Source organism: Burkholderia sp. BCC1985 (assembly GCF_905339915.1).
GTDB lineage: Bacteria > Pseudomonadota > Gammaproteobacteria > Burkholderiales > Burkholderiaceae > Burkholderia.
In genome coordinates, this window is sequence record NZ_CAJPGY010000003.1 from 291,934 (window position 1) to 309,295 (window position 17,362).

Genomic DNA, 17,362 nt, shown 5'->3' on the forward strand with positions numbered 1-17,362 from the left:
GTTCGACAGGCTGGCTTTTCAAACATATTCCAGGAGACGGCTATGAATCAGGTATCGATGTTGATCAACGGCGAGCGCACGATGGCGCGCGATGGGGCGACATTCGAGCGCCGCAATCCGCTCGATGGCACGGTTGCATCGACCGCACCCGCCGCGACCGTCGCCGATGCACAGGCCGCGGTGCACGCTGCTGCCGCCGCTTTTCCCGCTTGGTCGGCGATGGGGCCCGGCGAGCGACGCGCATTGCTGAATCGAGCCGCAGATGCGCTCGAAGAAAAGCGCGACGCTTTCGCGCTGGCAATGGCGACCGAAACGGGCGCGTCCCGCCTGTGGGCCGATTTCAACGTCAAGCTTGCGGCCGACGGATTGCGCGAAGCTGCTGCGATGATCACGCAGATTTCGGGCGAAGTGATTCCGTCGGACGTGCCCGGCAATCTCGCGCTCGGGGTTCGGCAGGCCGCCGGCGTCGTGCTCGGGATCGCACCGTGGAACGCGCCCGTCATCCTCGGCGTGCGTGCCATCGCGCTGCCGCTGGCTTGCGGCAATACCGTCGTGCTCAAGGGTTCGGAAATTTGCCCCGCGACCCACGGCCTCATCATCGAGGCGTTGCAGGACGCCGGGCTGCCGCGCGGCGTCGTGAACTTCGTCACGAATGCGCCGGCGAATGCCGGCGCCATTGTCGAAGCGCTCATAGCCGAGCCCGCGGTCAGACGGGTGAACTTCACGGGCTCGACCCGAGTCGGCCGCATCATCGCCACCCAGTGCGCGAAGTATCTGAAGCCCTCGGTACTTGAGCTCGGCGGAAAGGCTCCGTTTCTTGTTCTTCACGATGCCGATATCGACGCTGCGGTTCAAGGCGCGGCATTCGGGGCGTTCGCCAATTCCGGTCAGATCTGCATGTCCACCGAACGCATCGTCGTCGACGCGAACATCGCCGACGAATTCGTCGCGCGCCTGGCCGAAAAGGCGAAGAGCCTGCCGCTTGGCGATCCGAGAAAGGGCCCGGCCGTACTCGGCTCCGTTGTAGACATGGCGACCGTGAGGAAGTGCAACGACCTGATCGACGACGCGCTGGCGAAAGGTGCGACGTTGGTCTGCGGAGGAAAATCCGAGACCACGCTCATGCCGGCCACGCTGCTCGATCACGTCACGGCCGGCATGCATATCTACCGGGAGGAGTCGTTCGGGCCGGTCAAGGCGATCGTCCGGGTCGAGGGAGACGAAGCGGCCATCGCATGCGCGAACGACAACGAATATGGTCTGTCGGCGGCAGTCTTCAGCCGTGACGTCGCGCGTGCGTTGACGGTAGCGAAGCGTATCGAGTCCGGGCTTTGCCACGTCAATGGGCCGACGGTTCACGACGAGGCGCAAATGCCGTTTGGCGGGATGAAGTCCAGTGGTTTCGGGCACTTCGGCGGCAAGGCGGGAATCGCGGAATTTACCGATTTGCGCTGGATCACCGTGCAAACGACGCCTCGTCACTATCCGTTCTGATGGTTGCCACGGTCGGGGCGCGTCTTGTTCGCGACGGACGAGACGGGCCGCTGGATCGTGGGCGCGAACAAAACAACAACCCTGTACCGGTGAGTAGCCTTCGCTCGTGGAACAACGAGCGATCGGCTTAAGGAGACTGCAATGCCTATTGTCAATTTTGAGTGGTCGCTCGATCGCACCCAGTTCGAGTCGGGCCATCACGTCGGAGAACGGATTACCCAGGCCTGCGATTCAGGCTTCACTGCTCTGGTCGGGGGTGCGGAATGAACGATCGTAATCCTGGTCTGCCGATCGTCGACATAGGCCGCACCCTTGATGACGGACCGTTCTCGGCGTTTCAGCGAATGGTCGTCTTTCTCGCCGCGTTCGCGATCGTGATGGATGGCTTCGATGGGCAACTCATCGGGTTCGCCATTCCCAGCTTGATCAAGGAATGGGGCATTACGCGCAACGCATTTGCGCCCGCCGTTGCTGCCGGCCTCGTAGGCATGGGTATCGGTAGCGCGTTCGCCGGCCTTTTCGCGGACAGGTTCGGTCGGCGCTGGGCCATTATTGGAAGCGTGCTGGTATTTGGCCTGGCGACGAGTTCGATCGCGCTATCGCCGGACGTCGTGACCATTGCAATCCTGCGCTTCTTCGCGGGACTGGGTATCGGTGGTGCGCTGCCAAGCGCGACGACCATGACGGCGGAATTTACGCCGGCTCGCCGGCGGACGCTCGCAGTCACCGCAACCATCGTGTGCGTACCGCTGGGGGGCATGCTTGCGGGACTGTTCGCGGGCGTCGTGCTTCCTCACTATGGCTGGCGTGGGCTCTTTCTCATCGGCGGCACGCTTCCCGTGGCACTGGCGTTCCTGCTGTATCTCGCCATGCCGGAATCGCCCCGTTATCTTGTCCGCCATGACGAACGCTGGAACGAACTGCGTCACCTGCTGACCCGCATGTCCCGCTCGATTCAGCCGGACGCCGTGTTCGCCGATCAGAAGGAACAGAAAGCGGTACAGCGTCCGGGCTTTCGTGCTCTGTTCGCGGACGATCAAGGCCGTGACACGATTGCAATCTGGATCGCTTTCTTCATGAACCTGATCGCGGTCTACAGCGCATTCAGCTGGCTGCCGACGATGCTTGCAGGCGAGGGGCTCAGCCCTTCGGTGGCAGGTTCGGGCCTGACCGCCTACAACCTGGGTGGCGTCATCGGCGCTCTGGGTTGTGCAGTGGCAATCGGCCGGTTCGGGTCACGCTGGCCTTTGCTCGTGTGCTGCCTGATGGCATCCGCGAGCGCGCTTTTCCTGCGCGGTATCGACGTCTCTGCCCACACGACGTTGCTCGTGTTCGGAATTGGTTTGCACGGCCTCTTCGTGAATGCAGTTCAGTCGACGATGTATGCCCTTTGCGCCTACGTCTACCCGACCGAGATACGCGCGACCGGGACCGCATCCGCGCTTGCATTCGGGCGGCTCGGAGCGATCCTCAGCGCGTTCGCCGGGGCATTCGTGATCACGCAGGGGGGAGCGTCCGCGTACCTGGGCATGCTTGGTGGGGCGATGTCGATGGTCTTTATCTGCCTGATGATCGTGCGTCGTCATGTTCCGCCCGTCAATCGCGCCTGACCTCAGGCTCCAGCTTGACAGAGGCGCGCGAATCCGGACTCCAGCGCGCCTCGTGTTCTTCGCATCACGATCTACTCCGACAGTACGCAAATCATGACAACAGGATTTCCCGGCATTTTCTCCGTCAGCGACTATCGTGACGAAGCCAGACGGCGGCTGCCACGAATGGTGTTCGACTATCTGGAAGGCGCGGCGGACGATGAATCGGGACTGAGGCACAACCGTTCGGCGTTCGATAAATTGCAGTTGTTGCCGCGCCGGCTGTCGGATGTCAGCATGCGAGAGCAGTCGGTGGAACTTTTAGGCCAGCGGATTCCATCACCGCTGGTGATCGCACCCACGGGCCTGAATAGCGCATTCTGGCCCAAGGGCGACCTCGCACTTGCGCGTGCGGCGGCCAAGGCCGGTATTCCCTTCGCGCTATCGACGGCTTCCAACATGTCCATCGAAGAGGTGGCAAAAGGATCCGACGGAGAACTGTGGTTTCAACTGTATGTGGTTCATCGCAACCTCGCGAAGAGCCTGGTCAATCGTGCCCGTGCGGCTCGCTATTCGACCTTGATCCTCACCACCGATGTGGCGGTCAACGGTTTTCGCCAACGCGATCTTCGCAACGGCTTTGCCATGCCGTTCAAGGCAAGTGCGCGCGCGGCCGTCGATGGACTGTCGCACCCGCGTTGGCTTTGGTCCTATCTGATGCACGGCATGCCGGAGTTGAGAAATTTCGCTACGGACGATGCATCGGACACGGCTTCCCAGGCAGCGATTCTTCGCAGACAGATGGATGCGAGCTTCAGTTGGGACGACCTGCGCCGTTTGCGGGACGAATGGCCTGGCAAACTCCTGGTCAAGGGCATCGTGACGGCCGACGATGCCGCGCGGTGCGTCGAGCTCGGCGCGGACGGCGTGATCGTTTCGAACCACGGCGGCCGGCAGCTCGCCGACCTGCCCGCGACAGCCGATGTGCTGCCGGATATTGTCGAGCGCACCTCGGGAACGACTGTCATTCTCGACAGTGGGATACGGACAGGAGCTGACGTCGTCAAGGCGATCGCCTTGGGGGCACATGCCGTGATGCTCGGGCGCGCCACGTTATACGGGTTGGCAGCCAGAGGGGAAATCGGCGTGAGCGACGTCATCGAGATGATCAAACGGGAAACAGACCGGACGCTCGCCCTCATCGGTTGCCGCTCGGTCGGGGAGCTCGATCGCAGCTACATTTCGAAGCGAACGACAATAGCAATTGATGGTTTGTCGTTGCCTTGATGGGTCGATCGGAATCCGTATTAAGTTTCTGCATTGCGGCGACGCCGGCACGCGACGTCGCCGCGCGGCCGCGCCTGACCCTGCCCGCGGCCGATGCCGAATGCTGTCCGAACGTCTACAGGTACCGGTCGAGTGTCTTCAGGATGCCCGTCTCGAAGGTTTCCGTCGGCTTCCATCTCAGCGGAAACAGCTCGAAGCCGGCACGCAGCGCGCTCGCGCCGCGCGTCTGCTGCAGGTAAAGGCTCGGCAGGACGCGCACGCGTGGCTGCGCGGTCGCGTCGTCGAGGTCGCGGAAGCGCTCGAGCGGCATGGCGTCGCGGCGGAGGCTTAGGGTTCGTTCACGCGGGTCAGCCGACGACGAGCAGCGGCGGCAGCGTCGCGACGTCGGGCTGCTCGTCGAGCCGCCACAGGTAATCGAGCGCCGCGCGGATCTGCATCGGCCTCCAGTGCCGCCGGCAGTTCTTCGTAAACTTTGCCTCGTAGTCGTCGCGCCGCATCGGCCGCGTCGGCGAGCCGGGCAGCTCGTCCACCTGCTTCGCGCAGGTCGTGCCGTCTTCGCACACGGCCATCACCCGGTTCGGCGCCTGCGCCGGATAGCGGGCGGTCAGCGCCGGGTCCTCCTGCACCGTGACCCGCTCGATCAGCGCGCGCAGCGCCGGATCGTGCAGCGCGTCGTGCCGGTAGCTCTCGGTCGTGATGTCACCGTCGAGCATCGCGCGCGCGACGATGTACGGCAGGCTGTGATCGGCGGTCTCGTGGGTCGACGGCGCCCATTTTTCGCGGTCGCGGCCGGCGGTCACGTAGCCGACCGCGGTGGTGTGGATCTCGATGCGTCGGATGCGGCGCAGGTCGCCGACCTGCGCGGCGACGTCGAGCGCGGCCGGAATCGCGGTTTGGGTGAGTCCTTGCGCGGGATAGAACTTCACGAAGCACTTGCCGATCCGGAACGCGCCGTCGCGCCCGCCGAATTCGCGCGTGTCGACGGCGAACGGCCCGGACACCTGCGGAAAGAACCCGGCCATGCCTTCGAAGATCGGCGCGGGGCCGGTCAGCCCGGCGCGCGCGAGCTGCGTCGAGAACACCGCGTTGCGCGCCGCGTCCGCATCGGCGAGCGCCTTCCAGTTCGACAGCTGCTGGACGCGCGTCTGGTTCAGCGCGAGATGGCTGTTGATCGACAGGTTGACCGCCTGCACCAGTTGCGGCGCGGGCATGCGCATCAGCTTGCCGGCGGCGAGCGCGACGGCGGGCAGGCTGTAGCACGTGTGGTCCCAGCCGCGCGGGCTGATCGCGGCGGCATCCATCAGCCGGCACGCGATCTCGTACGCGATCGCGATCGACAGGATCAGGTCGCGGCCGCTCGCATGCTGCGCTTCGGCGACGGCGAGGCACGCGGACATGTTGTCGCTCGGATGGCCGGTTTCCTTGCCGGCGTACGCGTCGTTGAAATCGTAGTAGCGCAGCGCGGTGCCGGTCGCGAACGCGGCGAGATCGGGGCTCGTGCGTCGGTTCGTGCCGACGATCGTCGACACGCCGCCCGGCGACGCGAGCGCCGCGTCGCGCGCGATCTGCACCGGGCGTTCGTCGTGCGCGGCAATCGCGCAGCCGAGCGCGTCGATCAGATGCGCCTTGATCGTCTCGATCGTCGCGGCGTCGAGGTCGCGATACTGCAGGCCGGCCGCGTAGTCGGCGAGCTGTTGCGCGAGATCGGGGCGGCCGGCGGCCGTCGGCAGCGAGCCGGCGCGGGCACGGCCAAGTGGTAGCGCGAGCGCGGCGCCGGTCAGCGTGGAAAGGAAGTGGCGGCGGTTCATGGTTTGAAGACTCCGAAGGTTCCTGAAAGGGCGCGAGAGGCGGGCTCAGAACAGCTTGCGCAGGCCGAGCGCCACGCCCGCGCTGCCGGCGCGGTCGGCGGCCAGCGTGTAGTGGAGGAAGTTGTAGTTGTAGTTGTCGAAATCGAGCGCGGCGCGGCGCGCGTAGCCGGCCGCGAGGTACAGCGTGACGGATTTCGACAGCAAGTAGTTCAGCTGCAGCGTGACCTGCTGCGGGTTGGCCGGGTGCGGCGCGCTCGCCTGCGCGTCCGGCGGATTCTGCGCACGGATGTCCTCGTAATAGAACGCGCCGAGCGCCTGCAGGTAAGGGGTGATCATGTAGCGCACGCCGGCCCACCAGAACGTGTAGTTCGTCACGACCGACCGCGTGGCGACGCCGCTCTGTCCGTGCGTGACGCCGGCCAGCAGCTGCGCGCGGTCGACCGACACGATCGCGGCGGCGGCGTAGCGGCGGAAATGCGCGAAGCCGCCAGGCTGCGGCGTGTTGACGTTGTCGAATGCGGCGGCGAACGAGAACGCGGCGCCGGCATAATCGAAGCCGGCGCCGTAGGCGGCATTCGACTGGAACGCGCCGGGCGTGCCGCCGAACGAATAGTGCGTTTCGAGCGTCAGCGAGCCGAGCTTCGCCAGGTACTTGGCGACGTTGTTCTCGCGGAAGTTGACGCCGACGATCGCGCCGGCCGGCTCGTACAGCGTCGAGTACGCGCCCGTCGGCGAATAGCGCTCCATGACGTCGAACAGCGTCGAATACTGGTGGCCGAGCCGCAGCGTGCCCCAGCGCTCGTGCTGCAGCCCGATCCACGCGGAGCGGTCGAAGCCGCCCGCGCCGGTGCCGGTACCGTTGTTCAGGTTGATGCCGCTTTCGAGCCGGAATGCGGCCTGCCAGCCGCCGCCGAGATCCTCGACGCCCTTCAGGCCCCAGCGCGAGCCGCTCTTGCCGCCCGACGCCATCCGCACGAGCGATGCCGACGACTTGTCGCCGGGCGCGGCCTGGTGGGTGAGGAATTCCGTATAGACGTCGGCCACGCCGTACAGCGTGATCGTGCTTTGCGCGCAGGCGCCGGCCGATACGAGGCCCAGTCCGCACAATGCGGACATTCGCTTGCTCATGGCTTGTCTCCTTCGAGGGTTTGTTGTTTGTTTGATTGCGGCGCCGCGCTGGTCGAGCGGCGCGGCGGTGCTGCGGGCGGCGCTATCCGGGCAGGGCGGCGAACCGGCTGCGTCGCGGCGGGACGCACGCGCGACGTGCGCATGTGCCGGGGTGAAGCACGGCGATGCAGGACGGCGCGTGCATCACCGGGGTGCGCCGTCGGCACGCGCCTGCACGGCCGCGTGACGCGCGAGCACGCGCTTCGCGCGGGCGACGCCAGGCGCGTCGACCATCCTGCCGTCGACGCGCAGCGCGCCGCGCCCGTTCGCGCGCGCGTCGTCGTAGGCGGCCAGCACCGCATTCGCGTCGCGCACCGCGTCTTCGTCGGGACGGAACGCGCGGTTGAGCGCGCCGACCTGCAGCGGATGGATGCAGGTCGCGCCCGCATAGCCGAGCTCCGCGGACGCGCGCGCGATGCGCTCGAACGCGTCGAGATCGCGCAGCTCGTCGAGGCCGCCGATGAGGCCGAGCGGCAGGACGCCGGCGGCGCGCGCGGCAATGATCAGCAGTTGCTTCGGCACGCGCAGCACGTCGGCGCTCGCGGCGCTTTCGCAGTTCAGCGCGAAGTCGCCGCCGCCCAGCATCATCGCGACGACGCGCGGCGACGCCTGCGCGATCCGGTCCATCGCCTGGAACGCGCGCGGCGTTTCGACGATCGCGACGATCCGCGTGCGGCCCGGCGGCGCGCCGCTTTCCTCTTCGAGCGCGGCCAGCAGTTCGTCGATCGCCTCGACGTGCGAGCCGCCGCGCACCTTCGGCAGCACGACGCTGTCCACGCCGGCCCGGACGGCCGCGCGCAGGTCGGGCACCAGCAGGTCGAGCGGGCCGTTGGCGCGCACCAGCACGTCGCGGCCCGGCGCGCGCAGCGCCGGCACGGCATCGGCCAGCCCGTCGCGAGCGGTCTCCTTGCATGCTGGCGGGACGCTGTCCTCGAGATCGAGGATCAGGGCATCGGCGTCGCTCGCGGCGGCCGAAGCGACGAAACGGGGGACGTGGGCGGGGACGTACAGCAGCGAGCGCCAGACCGGTTGAGACGAGAATTCCATCGATGATCAATAAAAATGAAAGTCGCTTTCATTTTTGAGGCGGATGATGGCATTCGTCAAGATTATCGTTAACGCCTAGTTTTAAAGGGGATTTTCAGAAATGACGAGCGAGTGAATCTGTGTTGATTCATGTTGCTGTCGTCGACGATCTGCGTATAATGAAAGCAACTTTCATTTTTAGATGCCGGCCGCGGCGCCGCGACGCGACTCTACCGGCATCGCACGAGGTGGACATGAGCAAGATGGAGACAAGCAATCCCGCAGAGGGCGGCGTGGCCGCGGTCAACCGCGCGCTGACCGCGCTGCTGGCGTTCGGCAACGCGCCCGGCGGGCTGATGCTCGCGCAGGTCAGCGAGGAAACGGGGCTCAACATGAGCACGCTGTTGCGGATGTTCGAGTCGCTCGAGCAGTTCCGCTTCATCAAGCGCCTGCCGGATGGGCGCTACGTGCTGGGGCCCGCCGTGTTCCAGCTCGGGATGATGTATCGCGAGTCGTTTCAGCTGCGCGAGTACGTGATGCCGATCCTGTCGACGCTGTCGGCGGAAACCGGCGAGACGGCCGCGTTCTACGTGCGCGAAGGGGATCAGCGCGTGTGCCTGTTTCGCATCCAGGCGCAGCGCTCGGTGCGCACGCACCTGCGCGAAGGCGACCGCTTTCCGCTCGACGTCGGCGCGGCCGGGCGCGTGCTGCTCGCGTTCAGCGGCACGCGCGGCGGCGACTACGAGAAGACGGCCGAGCAGGGCTACGCGGTATCGATCGCCGAGCGCGACCCGGAAAGCGCGGCGATCGCGTGCCCGGCGTTCGGCGTCGGACGCGTGCTGAGCGGCGCGATCTCGCTCGGCGTGCCGCGCTATCGCTTCAACAAGAAGGTGCTGGCCGACTACCTGCCGCGCGTGCAGGCGGCCGCCGCCGAGCTGACGCGTGCGCTGGGCGGCGATCTGCCCGCCGCGGGCGCGGCGTTTCGCGCGGCCGACCAACTCGGCGAGCTGCTCGAGTAGCGCCAGCGCGCGGCCGAGCGCGCGCACTTCGAAGTCCGCATCGAACGACACACCCACCAACCAGGAGACCAGCATGTTCGTTCCCGACCCGCAGGCCGCTCACGCGGCCGGCGCGCGCCGTCGCGCGTCCACCGGCCCGATCCATCCGAAACCGTTCGACGCCGGCGCGCGGGGGCCGCTCGCGGGCGTGCGCGTCGTCGATCTGTCGCGCCTGATGGCGGGCAACATGCTGAGCGTGCAGCTCGCCGATTTCGGGGCGGATGTCGTCAAGGTCGAGAGCGAGCGCGGCGATACGCTGCGCGCGGTCGGCGCGGGCGGGATCAGCACGAACTGGAAGGTGTACGGACGCAACAAGCGCAGCGTGTGCGTCGACCTGCGCGCGCCCGAGGGGATCGACATCGTCCGCCGGCTGGTGCGCGACGCGGACGTGTTCGTCGAGAGCTTCAAGCCCGGCGTCGCCGAAAAGATGGGGCTCGGCCCGGACGACCTGCTCGCGATCCGTCCCGAGCTGGTGGTCGCGCGGATCTCCGGCTGGGGGCAGACAGGGCCGTACCGCCACAAGCCGGGCTTCGGCACGCTCGCGGAAGGGTATGCGGGGTTCGCGGCGATCAACGGCTTCGCCGATCGCGAGCCGGTGTTGCCGCCGATGTTCCTCGGCGACATGACGGCCGGGCTGTCCGGCGCGATCGCCGTGCTGGTCGCGCTGCATGCGCGTGACGCGCACGGCGCGGCGGGGCAGGTGATCGACGTGTCGCTGTTCGAGCCGCTGCTGTCGATCCTCGGGCCGGCTGCAGCGAACTACGTGATGACCGGTGAGATCAAGGCGCGCACCGGCAGCCGCTCGTCGAACACCGCGCCGCGCAACGCGTATCGCACGCGCGACGGCAAGTGGCTGTGCCTGTCGAGCTCGACGCAGGCGATGGCCGAGCGGCTGTTCCGCGCGATCGGCCGAGCGGACCTGATCGACGATCCGCGCTACGCGACCAACGTGCAGCGCGTGCAGCACGCGGAGGCGCTCGATGCGATCGTCGGCGAATTCATCGCCGTGCGCGATCTCGACGCCAATCTCGCGTTCTTCGAGGAAGCAGGCGTGACGGTCGGGCCGATCCAGGACATCGCGCAGATCGTTCAGGATCACTACGTAATCGAGCGCGAGGCGCTCGTCGAGCTGCCGGACGACGACGTCGGCAGCCTGCCGATGCACAACATCACGCCGCGCCTGTCGGCCACGCCCGGCGCGTTCCGCCGGCCTGCGCCCGCGCTCGGCGAGAGCAATCGCGAGATCCTGCTGCCGCTGCTCGGCGAACGCGAATACGAGCGGCTCGCCGGGCTGGGCGTGATCCGCACGCGCTAGGCGCGCCGTGCGAGGCGGCCGCGAACGACGGCCGCCGCACACTGGACATTGCATGGAGGAGACACCATGAAGCCACGCTGGACCCATCGGCCGCCCGGCTCGAACTGGGGGGATTTCGGCCCTGACGATCAGAAAGGGCGCTTGAACTGGCTGACACCCGACGCGGTGCTGCGCGGCGTCGCGGAGGTGCGCGAAGGCCGCGTGTTCTCGCTGAGCCTGCCGCTCGACGTGCCGCGCGGCGGCGGCCTGAACGCGCGGCGCCGGCCGCCGGCGATCATGCCGGCGCTGCTCGGCGACAGGCCGTACTTCGGCTATCGGGCTGACGAACAGGTTGCCAACGCAACCGATGTGGTTTGCGACGATTCGTTCTGCATGCACTCGCAGTTCTCGACGCAGTGGGATGCACTGTCGCACGTCGGCTCGCTGTTCGATCCGGCGGGCAACGGCGAGCGCGCCCGCGTGTTCTACAACGGCTACCGGATGGACGAGCACATCCGGGTGCCCGAAGCGGGTGCGCCGCGCGGCGGTGCGCGCGCGCTCGGCATCGAGGTGATGGCGCAAACCGGCGTGCAGGGGCGCGGCGTGATGGTCGACCTGCGCCGCCACTTCGGCGACGAGCGGCGCAAGATCGGCTACGCGGAATGGATGTCGGTACTGCGCGCGGACGATGTGGTCGTCGAGCGCGGCGACATCGTATGCGTGCATACGGGCTTCGCCGATCGCCTGCTCGACGCCGACGCGCGCGGCGAGTCCGCCGCGCCGGACGTGTGCTGCGTGCTCGACGGCAACGATCCGCGCCTGCTCGAATGGATCGACGCATCGGGGCTCGCCGCGCTCGCGGCGGACAACCATGCGGTCGAGGAGCGCCCGCGCCATGTGTCGGCGCGCGAGCGGCCCGGCGCGCTGATGCCGCTGCACGAGCTGTGCCTGTTCAAGCTCGGCATTCATCTCGGCGAGCTGTGGCATCTGACGCCGCTCGCCGACTGGCTGCGCGCGCATCGGCGCAACTGCTTCCTGCTGACCGCGCCGCCGCTGCACCTGCGCGGGCTCGTCGGGTCGCCGGTCAATCCGGTCGCCACCGTATGAACGCCGGCGCCGCGCGCACCCGCGCCGGCGCCCTGTCCGCCGCTTCGCGCAGACCGCGCGGGCGGATCACCGAGGAATCGCCATGTCCCATTCCCATGCGGCGTCGATCGCCGCGCGCATCGACCGCCTGCCCGCGACGGCCAGCATCTGGACGCTCGTGCTGTTCCTGAGCGTCGGCGGTTTTTTCGAGGTCTACGACCTGTTCCAGATGACCTACCTGCCGCCCGGGCTGATCCGCGACGGCATCTTTCACGCGGGCTCGCACGGCGTGCTCGGCATGTCGGACCAGGGCGCACTCGGTGCGGCGACGTTCGCCGGGCTGTTTGTCGGCGAGATGTTCGTGTCGCGCCTCGCGGACCGCATCGGACGGCGCGCGCTGTTCACCGGTGCGCTGCTGCTCTACACGGCGGCAAGCCTTGCGATGTGCGTGCAGACGCATGCGCTCGGCATTCTGGTGTGCCGCTTCATCGCGGGCTGCGGCATCGGTGCGGAGCTGATCACGATCGGCGCGTTCCTGACCGAGCTGGTGCCGAAAGCAGTGCGCGGGCGTGCGTTCGCGCTGTGCTTCGCGATCGGCTATCTCGCGATGCCGGTGCTCGCGCTGGTGTCGTGGCTGTGGGTGCCGCGCGATCCGCTCGGGGTGTCCGGGTGGCGCTGGGTCGTGCTGCTCGGCGGCAGCGGCGCGGTCGTCGTCTGGTGGCTGCAGTCGCGGCTGCCGGAGTCGCCGCGCTGGCTTGCCAGCACCGGCCGCGAGGCCGACGCCGAAGCCGTGCTGCGGCGGCTCGAGCAGGCGGTCGAGCGGGAATCCGGCCGGCCGCTGCCCGCGGTCCGGATGCCGGCTGTCGCAACGCCGGCCGCGCGGCGCGCGCCGTCGATGTGGGATGCGCGGCATCGTGGCCGCACGGCGATGCTGATCGTATTCAACGCATTCCTGAGCATCGGCTTCTTCGGCTTCAGCCAGTGGCTGCCGACGCTGCTGGCCGCGCAGGGCGCGAGCGTCACGAAGAGCCTCTGGTATGCGTTCGTGATCGCGTTCGCGTATCCGGTGTCGCCGTTCGTTGCCGGCGTGCTCGCCGACCGCGTCGAGCGCAAGTGGCTGATCGTCGCGTCGGCGTTCGGCGTCGCGCTGTTCGGCACCGCGTTCGCGATGTCGGCGCAGGCGCCGTTCGTGATCGCGTTCGGCCTGCTCGTCACGCTGTCCAACACGGTGCTCGCGAGCAACGGCACCGCGTACCAGTCGGAAGTGTTTCCGACCGAGATCCGCGGGCGCGCGCTCGGCTTCGTGCATTCGATCGGCCGCCTGACCGGAATCGCGAGCAGCTTCATCGTCGCGCTGCTGCTCGAGCGCGCCGGGGTGTCCGCAGTGTTCGTGCTGATCGGCGGCAGCATGCTGATCGTGATGGTGTCGATCGGTGTGTTCGGGCCGTACACCAACAACCGGGCGCTGGATGAGATCACCGGCCGCAGCGACGATGGCGCCGAGAGCGCGGCGGCGGTGCGCGGGCTCGCCGCATTGCCGACTCGGCGTGTCGATGGGCGGCATAAAGGAGCCGGGGATGGGGCGGTGTAATGGCACCGGCAGCAACGGGGCAAGGCGCGGATTCGAACGGTTTCAAGACGGCAGACACCGTCGGCGTAGTCGATCGAGCGTCGCCGCGTCGTGACAGGATTGCCCGGTTCAAAAACGCATCGCAAGGCAATGCCACTTATCCCGGAAGCCGGAATTCGCGTCCGTCACGAATCTCCGGCTCAATCTGGATGCACGTGATTCCATGCTCACCGGCTAAACCTGAAGCGGCAGCGCGCCTGCCGGTATTCGTGCAGTGACACCGAGACGCGCATCACGCAGATTCGCCGGATCTGCCCCGATCGTAGAACATCGCGAACAATTCGGATTGCGATCCGACACCCAGCTTCGCGTAAATGTGCTTCTTGTGCGCACGCACGGTCTCGAACGAAATCGACAGCTTTTCCCCGATCGCGCGTGACGAAAATCCGCTCAATGACAGCATCGCGACTTCGATTTCGCGCGTGGTCAACGCGCCGCGCCCGCTCTTTCCGGTCAGCATCCCGAAGCGCGCCTGCGGGTCGGGCGCTTCGCCTTCGGTCACGCGCGGCGCATCCTTGATCGCGAACGTCTCGAAGCGCAAGCGCTGCTGCATCAACGACAGGACCCAGGGCGTGTACAGCGTGAGCAACGCAATCTCGCGATCGTCGTACTTGCTCGTCTTGCCGAGCGAAAAGCCCAATGTGTGATCGCGATCGATCATGACGTTGAAATGCACTTCGTCGCCGACGATGTTTTTCTTGAAGTACCGCTGGTAGTACTCGGTCATCCGGAAATTGTCCGGCGCGACGTCGGCGAGCGTGTAGAAGCCCGACGCCTGCGTTTCGAACGCGGCGAGATAGAACGGATCGAGTTGATAGAGGGCGGCCAGATAGTCCTGAAACATCAGGTCGATCTTGCCGTCGGGCATCGCCTGCTCGGCAAGCACGAGAGGCGGCGCGGCGCGCGCGAAACGCAGCGCGACCCAGTTGTCGAACTCGAGATGCCGCTCGAGCACACGCGTGAGGCGTGCCCAGAAATGCGGGCCATCGAGGGCGTCGATGGCCGAGCCAATCTCCCGATGAAAAGCGAGATCTCGCCATTCGAAGTCCATCGTGTGCTCCGGTGAGGGTAACCCTGGCGGGGAATTTCAGGTCAAAAATAATAACCCGATAATCGGCCTCACTTCGACAGGCAGGGGTAACACGGCCTGTTTCGCTCGACCGCGCGTCGTATCAGAAGGGCAGGGCAGACGACGCGCCGATGAAAGGCTATTGGAAGGAGACGGTTTCATGCAGGTAGAACTCGCGCAACTCTCGCTGATCGACGGCGACGTCGCGCACAACACGCGCAAGGTAATCGACACGATCGGGCGCGTCGACGTGGCAGGCGGCACGAAACTGATCGTGTTCCCCGAGACGACGTTGTCGGGTTTTCCGACCCGGGACAATGTCGCCGAAGTCGCACAGACGCTCGATGGCCCCGGATTATCCGCGGTACGCGACGCGGCACGACAAAAGGGCGTCGCTGTCGCCGTGGGCCTCGCCGAGCGCGACGGCAACCGGTTTTACAACACCACGGTACTTGTCGACGAGCAGGGCGACATCGTGCTGCGCTATCGCAAGACGCATCTGTGGGCATCGGATGTCGGTGTCTTCACGCCGGGTGACCGCTTCGCGACGTGCATCTGGAACGGCCTGACGGTCGGCCTGCTGATCTGCTACGACATCGAATTTCCCGAAACGGCGCGAGCCGTCGGCGCGCTCGATGCCGATCTGCTGATCGTCACGAACGGCAACATGGACCCGTTCGGCCCGGTGCATCGCCGCGCGATCGCGGCGCGCGCGATGGAAAACCAGATGTTCGCGGTGATGGTGAACCGCTGCGGGGCCGGCGACGACAATCTGACGTTCGCGGGCCTTTCCGCGCTCGTCGATCCGTTCGGCGAGACCGCGATCGAACTGGGCAGGGACGAGGCGGTCGTGCGGGCGAACCTCGATCTCACGCGTCTCGAAGCGAGCCGCGAACACTACAGCTACCTGCACGACACGCGCGTGGCGCTTGATCTCGCGCCGCTCGAACAGTCGGACGGACATCGCGCGTTCATGATCGAAGCGCGTTGTCAGCGCGGCGAATAATCCGGTTTCGCAGTCCATTCACGGCATCGCGCGGGCGTCATGCGTCGCCCGGGCGTGCCCGTTCAATCGAAATGTCGGCCGAAGGCACACAGGCATTCGCATCGGCCCCGAAGGTCCAGGAGATAACATGCAAGCGTCGTCATCCCATGAATCGCCGAGCCTGAAGCGCACGCTCGGCCTGCCGTCCGTGCTGCTGTTCGGCCTCGCCTATATGGCGCCGCTGATCGTCTACGGTACCTACGGCGTGCTCGCCAAGGCCAGCGACGATACGGCCGCGCTCGCCTATCTGCTTGCGCTGATTGCCATCGCGTTCACCGCGCTCAGCTACGGCAAGCTCGCGCGGCTCTATCCGACTGCAGGTTCGGCTTATACGTACACGCGCAAGACGTTCAACCCGCACCTGGGCTTCATGATCGGCTGGGCGACGCTGCTCGACTATTTCTTCCTGCCGATGGTGATCTGGTTGATCGGCGCTGCATATCTGAACGCCGCGTTTCCACATGTGCCGACCTGGATCTGGATCGTCGCGTTCATCGTGTTGACGAGCGGCCTGAACATCGTCGGCATCGAACTGGCTGCGCGCTTCAATATCGTGCTGATGATCGTGCAGCTCGCGATCGTCGTGATGTTCGTGGCGCTGTGCTGGCACTATGCGTCGGCCGCGGCCGGGCCGGGCGGCATCGCGATGGCGGAGCCGTTCTTCAAGCCGCACGTGCCGTTCGGCGCGACGATGGCGGGCGCCGCGATCGCTGCGTATTCGTACCTCGGCTTCGACGCGGTGTCGACGCTGACCGAGGAAACGATCGAGCCGAAAAAGAACATGCCGCGTGCGATCTTGCTGATTGCGCTGATCGGTGGGGCGATCTTCGTGATCGCAGCGTACACGATGCAGCTCGCGCACCCGGGCGTCGAATTCAAGGACACGGATTCAGCCGCGTTCGAGGTCGCGAAGATGATCGGCGGCGATGTGTTCGTCACCGTATTCCTCGCGGGTCTGATCCTCGCTCAATTCGCGTCGGGTATCTCCGCGCAAGCAAGCGTCGGCCGACTCCTCTATGCGATGGGGCGCGACGAAATCCTGCCGAAACGCGTCTTCGGATTCATTCACCCGCGCTTCAAGACACCGGCGATCAACATCGCGCTGGCGGGCGTGGTCGGCCTGATCGCGCTGAAGCTGGACGTCGCCACGTCGACGTCGTTCATCAACTTCGGCGCGTTCCTTGCCTTTACGGCCGTCAATCTGTGCGTGATTCGCCTGTATCTGTCGGGTAATCACGGCGAGCGCCGGATCGGGGTGTTCGGCGGGCTCGTGTTCCCGGTGATCGGCGCGGTGTCCGATATCTGGCTGCTCGTGAGTCTCGAGAAGGCGGCACTGATCCTCGGCATCGCGTGGTTCGTGCTCGGGCTGGGATATCTGTGCTGGATTACGCGGCTGTTTCGTCAGGCACCGCCGGAAGTGGCGATTTGATCGAGGTGAGGCGGGCTGCAGTGAGGTTGCTATCGACCGGTGCCCGTCGTCGACGTGCGAAATGGCTTCCTGGCGTTGGAATGAATGCCGGTGCCCAGGCAGGCCCGCCGGGCCGTGCTCACGCAGCCGGGCGACCAGCCGCCGAATCTGCCGCGTCGTCAGGCCCAGCCGTTCGGTCGCACGCCATGACTTCAGCTTGCCGTCCGCCACCTCCTGGATGACCTTGAATCGGTCCAACTCGCGCATCGTCATCGTGATCCGTTCTGTTCCAGCCATCAAAGCCTCCGGCGCTGGATTCCCAGCGGCCGATCAGCTTACGATGGGTCGAAAAGCGGACATTTGAACTTGGCTAGAAGCGGACATTACAACTTTGCTCCCAC

The 17,362-nt window shown here is 66.3% G+C and carries 15 protein-coding genes and 1 pseudogene; 10 read left to right on the top strand and 6 right to left on the bottom strand.

Annotation, left to right across the window (positions count from 1 at the left end; genetic code table 11):
* The first annotated feature begins 42 nt into the window (after nucleotides 1–42).
* From U4Z31_RS04715 to U4Z31_RS04730, 4 genes are all read left to right on the top strand, one after another.
* Nucleotides 43–1,494 carry an aldehyde dehydrogenase gene (locus U4Z31_RS04715; RefSeq protein WP_321809580.1) on the top strand — a complete coding sequence of 484 codons (1,452 nt, stop codon included), beginning with the start codon at nucleotides 43–45 and terminating at the stop codon, nucleotides 1,492–1,494.
* Between the two features lie 141 nt (nucleotides 1,495–1,635).
* Nucleotides 1,636–1,761, top strand: a complete 126-nt coding sequence (locus tag U4Z31_RS04720) for a hypothetical protein (RefSeq protein ID WP_321809581.1) — start codon at nucleotides 1,636–1,638, stop codon at nucleotides 1,759–1,761.
* On the top strand, nucleotides 1,758–3,104 hold the full coding sequence (locus tag U4Z31_RS04725; protein ID WP_321809582.1) for an MFS transporter: 1,347 nt from the start codon (nucleotides 1,758–1,760) through the stop codon (nucleotides 3,102–3,104). Before U4Z31_RS04720 ends, U4Z31_RS04725 begins: the two co-directional genes overlap by 4 nt.
* Before the next feature lie 93 nt (nucleotides 3,105–3,197).
* The gene (locus U4Z31_RS04730) at nucleotides 3,198–4,370 is read left to right on the top strand and encodes an alpha-hydroxy-acid oxidizing protein (RefSeq protein ID WP_321809583.1); all 1,173 of its coding nucleotides are present in this window, start codon (nucleotides 3,198–3,200) and stop codon (nucleotides 4,368–4,370) included.
* Between the two features lie 115 nt (nucleotides 4,371–4,485).
* Here the strand turns inward: U4Z31_RS04730 and U4Z31_RS04735 are convergent, their stop codons facing one another.
* From U4Z31_RS04735 to U4Z31_RS04750, 4 genes are all read right to left on the bottom strand, one after another.
* A complete protein-coding gene (locus tag U4Z31_RS04735; RefSeq protein ID WP_044844559.1) occupies nucleotides 4,486–4,680 on the bottom strand; it encodes a hypothetical protein in 195 nt (64 codons plus the stop codon).
* 37 nt (nucleotides 4,681–4,717) lie between these two features.
* Nucleotides 4,718–6,178, bottom strand: a complete 1,461-nt coding sequence (locus tag U4Z31_RS04740; protein ID WP_321809584.1) for an MmgE/PrpD family protein — start codon at nucleotides 6,176–6,178, stop codon at nucleotides 4,718–4,720.
* Nucleotides 6,179–6,223: 45 nt separating this feature from the next.
* Nucleotides 6,224–7,306 carry a porin gene (locus U4Z31_RS04745; RefSeq protein WP_321809585.1) on the bottom strand — a complete coding sequence of 361 codons (1,083 nt, stop codon included), beginning with the start codon at nucleotides 7,304–7,306 and terminating at the stop codon, nucleotides 6,224–6,226.
* Nucleotides 7,307–7,489: 183 nt separating this feature from the next.
* Nucleotides 7,490–8,392 (bottom strand): CoA ester lyase, encoded by a 903-nt coding sequence (locus U4Z31_RS04750; protein WP_321809586.1) that lies wholly within the window; start codon nucleotides 8,390–8,392, stop codon nucleotides 7,490–7,492.
* Nucleotides 8,393–8,625: 233 nt separating this feature from the next.
* Between U4Z31_RS04750 and U4Z31_RS04755 the strand changes: the two genes are divergently transcribed.
* From U4Z31_RS04755 to U4Z31_RS04770, 4 genes are all read left to right on the top strand, one after another.
* On the top strand, nucleotides 8,626–9,390 hold the full coding sequence (locus U4Z31_RS04755; RefSeq protein ID WP_044844555.1) for an IclR family transcriptional regulator: 765 nt from the start codon (nucleotides 8,626–8,628) through the stop codon (nucleotides 9,388–9,390).
* A gap of 73 nt (nucleotides 9,391–9,463) precedes the next feature.
* Complete coding sequence (locus tag U4Z31_RS04760) at nucleotides 9,464–10,744, top strand: CoA transferase (protein ID WP_321809587.1); 1,281 nt, start codon at nucleotides 9,464–9,466, stop codon at nucleotides 10,742–10,744.
* 66 nt (nucleotides 10,745–10,810) lie between these two features.
* On the top strand, nucleotides 10,811–11,830 hold the full coding sequence (locus tag U4Z31_RS04765) for a cyclase family protein (RefSeq protein WP_321809588.1): 1,020 nt from the start codon (nucleotides 10,811–10,813) through the stop codon (nucleotides 11,828–11,830).
* Nucleotides 11,831–11,912: 82 nt separating this feature from the next.
* On the top strand, nucleotides 11,913–13,400 hold the full coding sequence (locus tag U4Z31_RS04770) for an MFS transporter (RefSeq protein WP_321809589.1): 1,488 nt from the start codon (nucleotides 11,913–11,915) through the stop codon (nucleotides 13,398–13,400).
* A 271-nt stretch (nucleotides 13,401–13,671) separates the two neighbouring features.
* Here U4Z31_RS04770 and U4Z31_RS04775 read toward each other — a convergent pair whose 3' ends face one another.
* Nucleotides 13,672–14,490, bottom strand: a complete 819-nt coding sequence (locus U4Z31_RS04775) for a helix-turn-helix transcriptional regulator (protein WP_321809590.1) — start codon at nucleotides 14,488–14,490, stop codon at nucleotides 13,672–13,674.
* Nucleotides 14,491–14,668: 178 nt separating this feature from the next.
* Between U4Z31_RS04775 and U4Z31_RS04780 the strand changes: the two genes are divergently transcribed.
* Nucleotides 14,669–15,514 (top strand): carbon-nitrogen hydrolase family protein, encoded by an 846-nt coding sequence (locus U4Z31_RS04780; protein ID WP_044844551.1) that lies wholly within the window; start codon nucleotides 14,669–14,671, stop codon nucleotides 15,512–15,514.
* A 127-nt stretch (nucleotides 15,515–15,641) separates the two neighbouring features.
* A complete protein-coding gene (locus U4Z31_RS04785; protein ID WP_044844550.1) occupies nucleotides 15,642–16,982 on the top strand; it encodes an APC family permease in 1,341 nt (446 codons plus the stop codon).
* Nucleotides 16,983–17,063: 81 nt separating this feature from the next.
* Here U4Z31_RS04785 and U4Z31_RS04790 read toward each other — a convergent pair.
* Nucleotides 17,064–17,258, bottom strand: a pseudogene (locus tag U4Z31_RS04790) (helix-turn-helix domain-containing protein); the annotation flags it as partial.
* Nucleotides 17,259–17,362 lie beyond the last annotated feature (104 nt).

What these genes read in the sequence shown, in the direction of transcription:
- U4Z31_RS04750 (WP_321809586.1), bottom strand. Translation starts at nt 8,392, where the DNA reads ATGGAATTCTCGTCTCAACCGGTCTGGCGCTCGCTGCTGTACGTCCCC.
- U4Z31_RS04715 (WP_321809580.1), top strand. Translation starts at nt 43, where the DNA reads ATGAATCAGGTATCGATGTTGATCAACGGCGAGCGCACGATGGCGCGC.
- U4Z31_RS04745 (WP_321809585.1), bottom strand. Translation starts at nt 7,306, where the DNA reads ATGAGCAAGCGAATGTCCGCATTGTGCGGACTGGGCCTCGTATCGGCC.
- U4Z31_RS04740 (WP_321809584.1), bottom strand. Translation starts at nt 6,178, where the DNA reads ATGAACCGCCGCCACTTCCTTTCCACGCTGACCGGCGCCGCGCTCGCG.
- U4Z31_RS04765 (WP_321809588.1), top strand. Translation starts at nt 10,811, where the DNA reads ATGAAGCCACGCTGGACCCATCGGCCGCCCGGCTCGAACTGGGGGGAT.
- U4Z31_RS04735 (WP_044844559.1), bottom strand. Translation starts at nt 4,680, where the DNA reads ATGCCGCTCGAGCGCTTCCGCGACCTCGACGACGCGACCGCGCAGCCA.
- U4Z31_RS04725 (WP_321809582.1), top strand. Translation starts at nt 1,758, where the DNA reads ATGAACGATCGTAATCCTGGTCTGCCGATCGTCGACATAGGCCGCACC.
- U4Z31_RS04785 (WP_044844550.1), top strand. Translation starts at nt 15,642, where the DNA reads ATGCAAGCGTCGTCATCCCATGAATCGCCGAGCCTGAAGCGCACGCTC.
- U4Z31_RS04770 (WP_321809589.1), top strand. Translation starts at nt 11,913, where the DNA reads ATGTCCCATTCCCATGCGGCGTCGATCGCCGCGCGCATCGACCGCCTG.
- U4Z31_RS04755 (WP_044844555.1), top strand. Translation starts at nt 8,626, where the DNA reads ATGAGCAAGATGGAGACAAGCAATCCCGCAGAGGGCGGCGTGGCCGCG.
- U4Z31_RS04730 (WP_321809583.1), top strand. Translation starts at nt 3,198, where the DNA reads ATGACAACAGGATTTCCCGGCATTTTCTCCGTCAGCGACTATCGTGAC.
- U4Z31_RS04780 (WP_044844551.1), top strand. Translation starts at nt 14,669, where the DNA reads ATGCAGGTAGAACTCGCGCAACTCTCGCTGATCGACGGCGACGTCGCG.
- U4Z31_RS04720 (WP_321809581.1), top strand. Translation starts at nt 1,636, where the DNA reads ATGCCTATTGTCAATTTTGAGTGGTCGCTCGATCGCACCCAGTTCGAG.
- U4Z31_RS04775 (WP_321809590.1), bottom strand. Translation starts at nt 14,490, where the DNA reads ATGGACTTCGAATGGCGAGATCTCGCTTTTCATCGGGAGATTGGCTCG.
- U4Z31_RS04760 (WP_321809587.1), top strand. Translation starts at nt 9,464, where the DNA reads ATGTTCGTTCCCGACCCGCAGGCCGCTCACGCGGCCGGCGCGCGCCGT.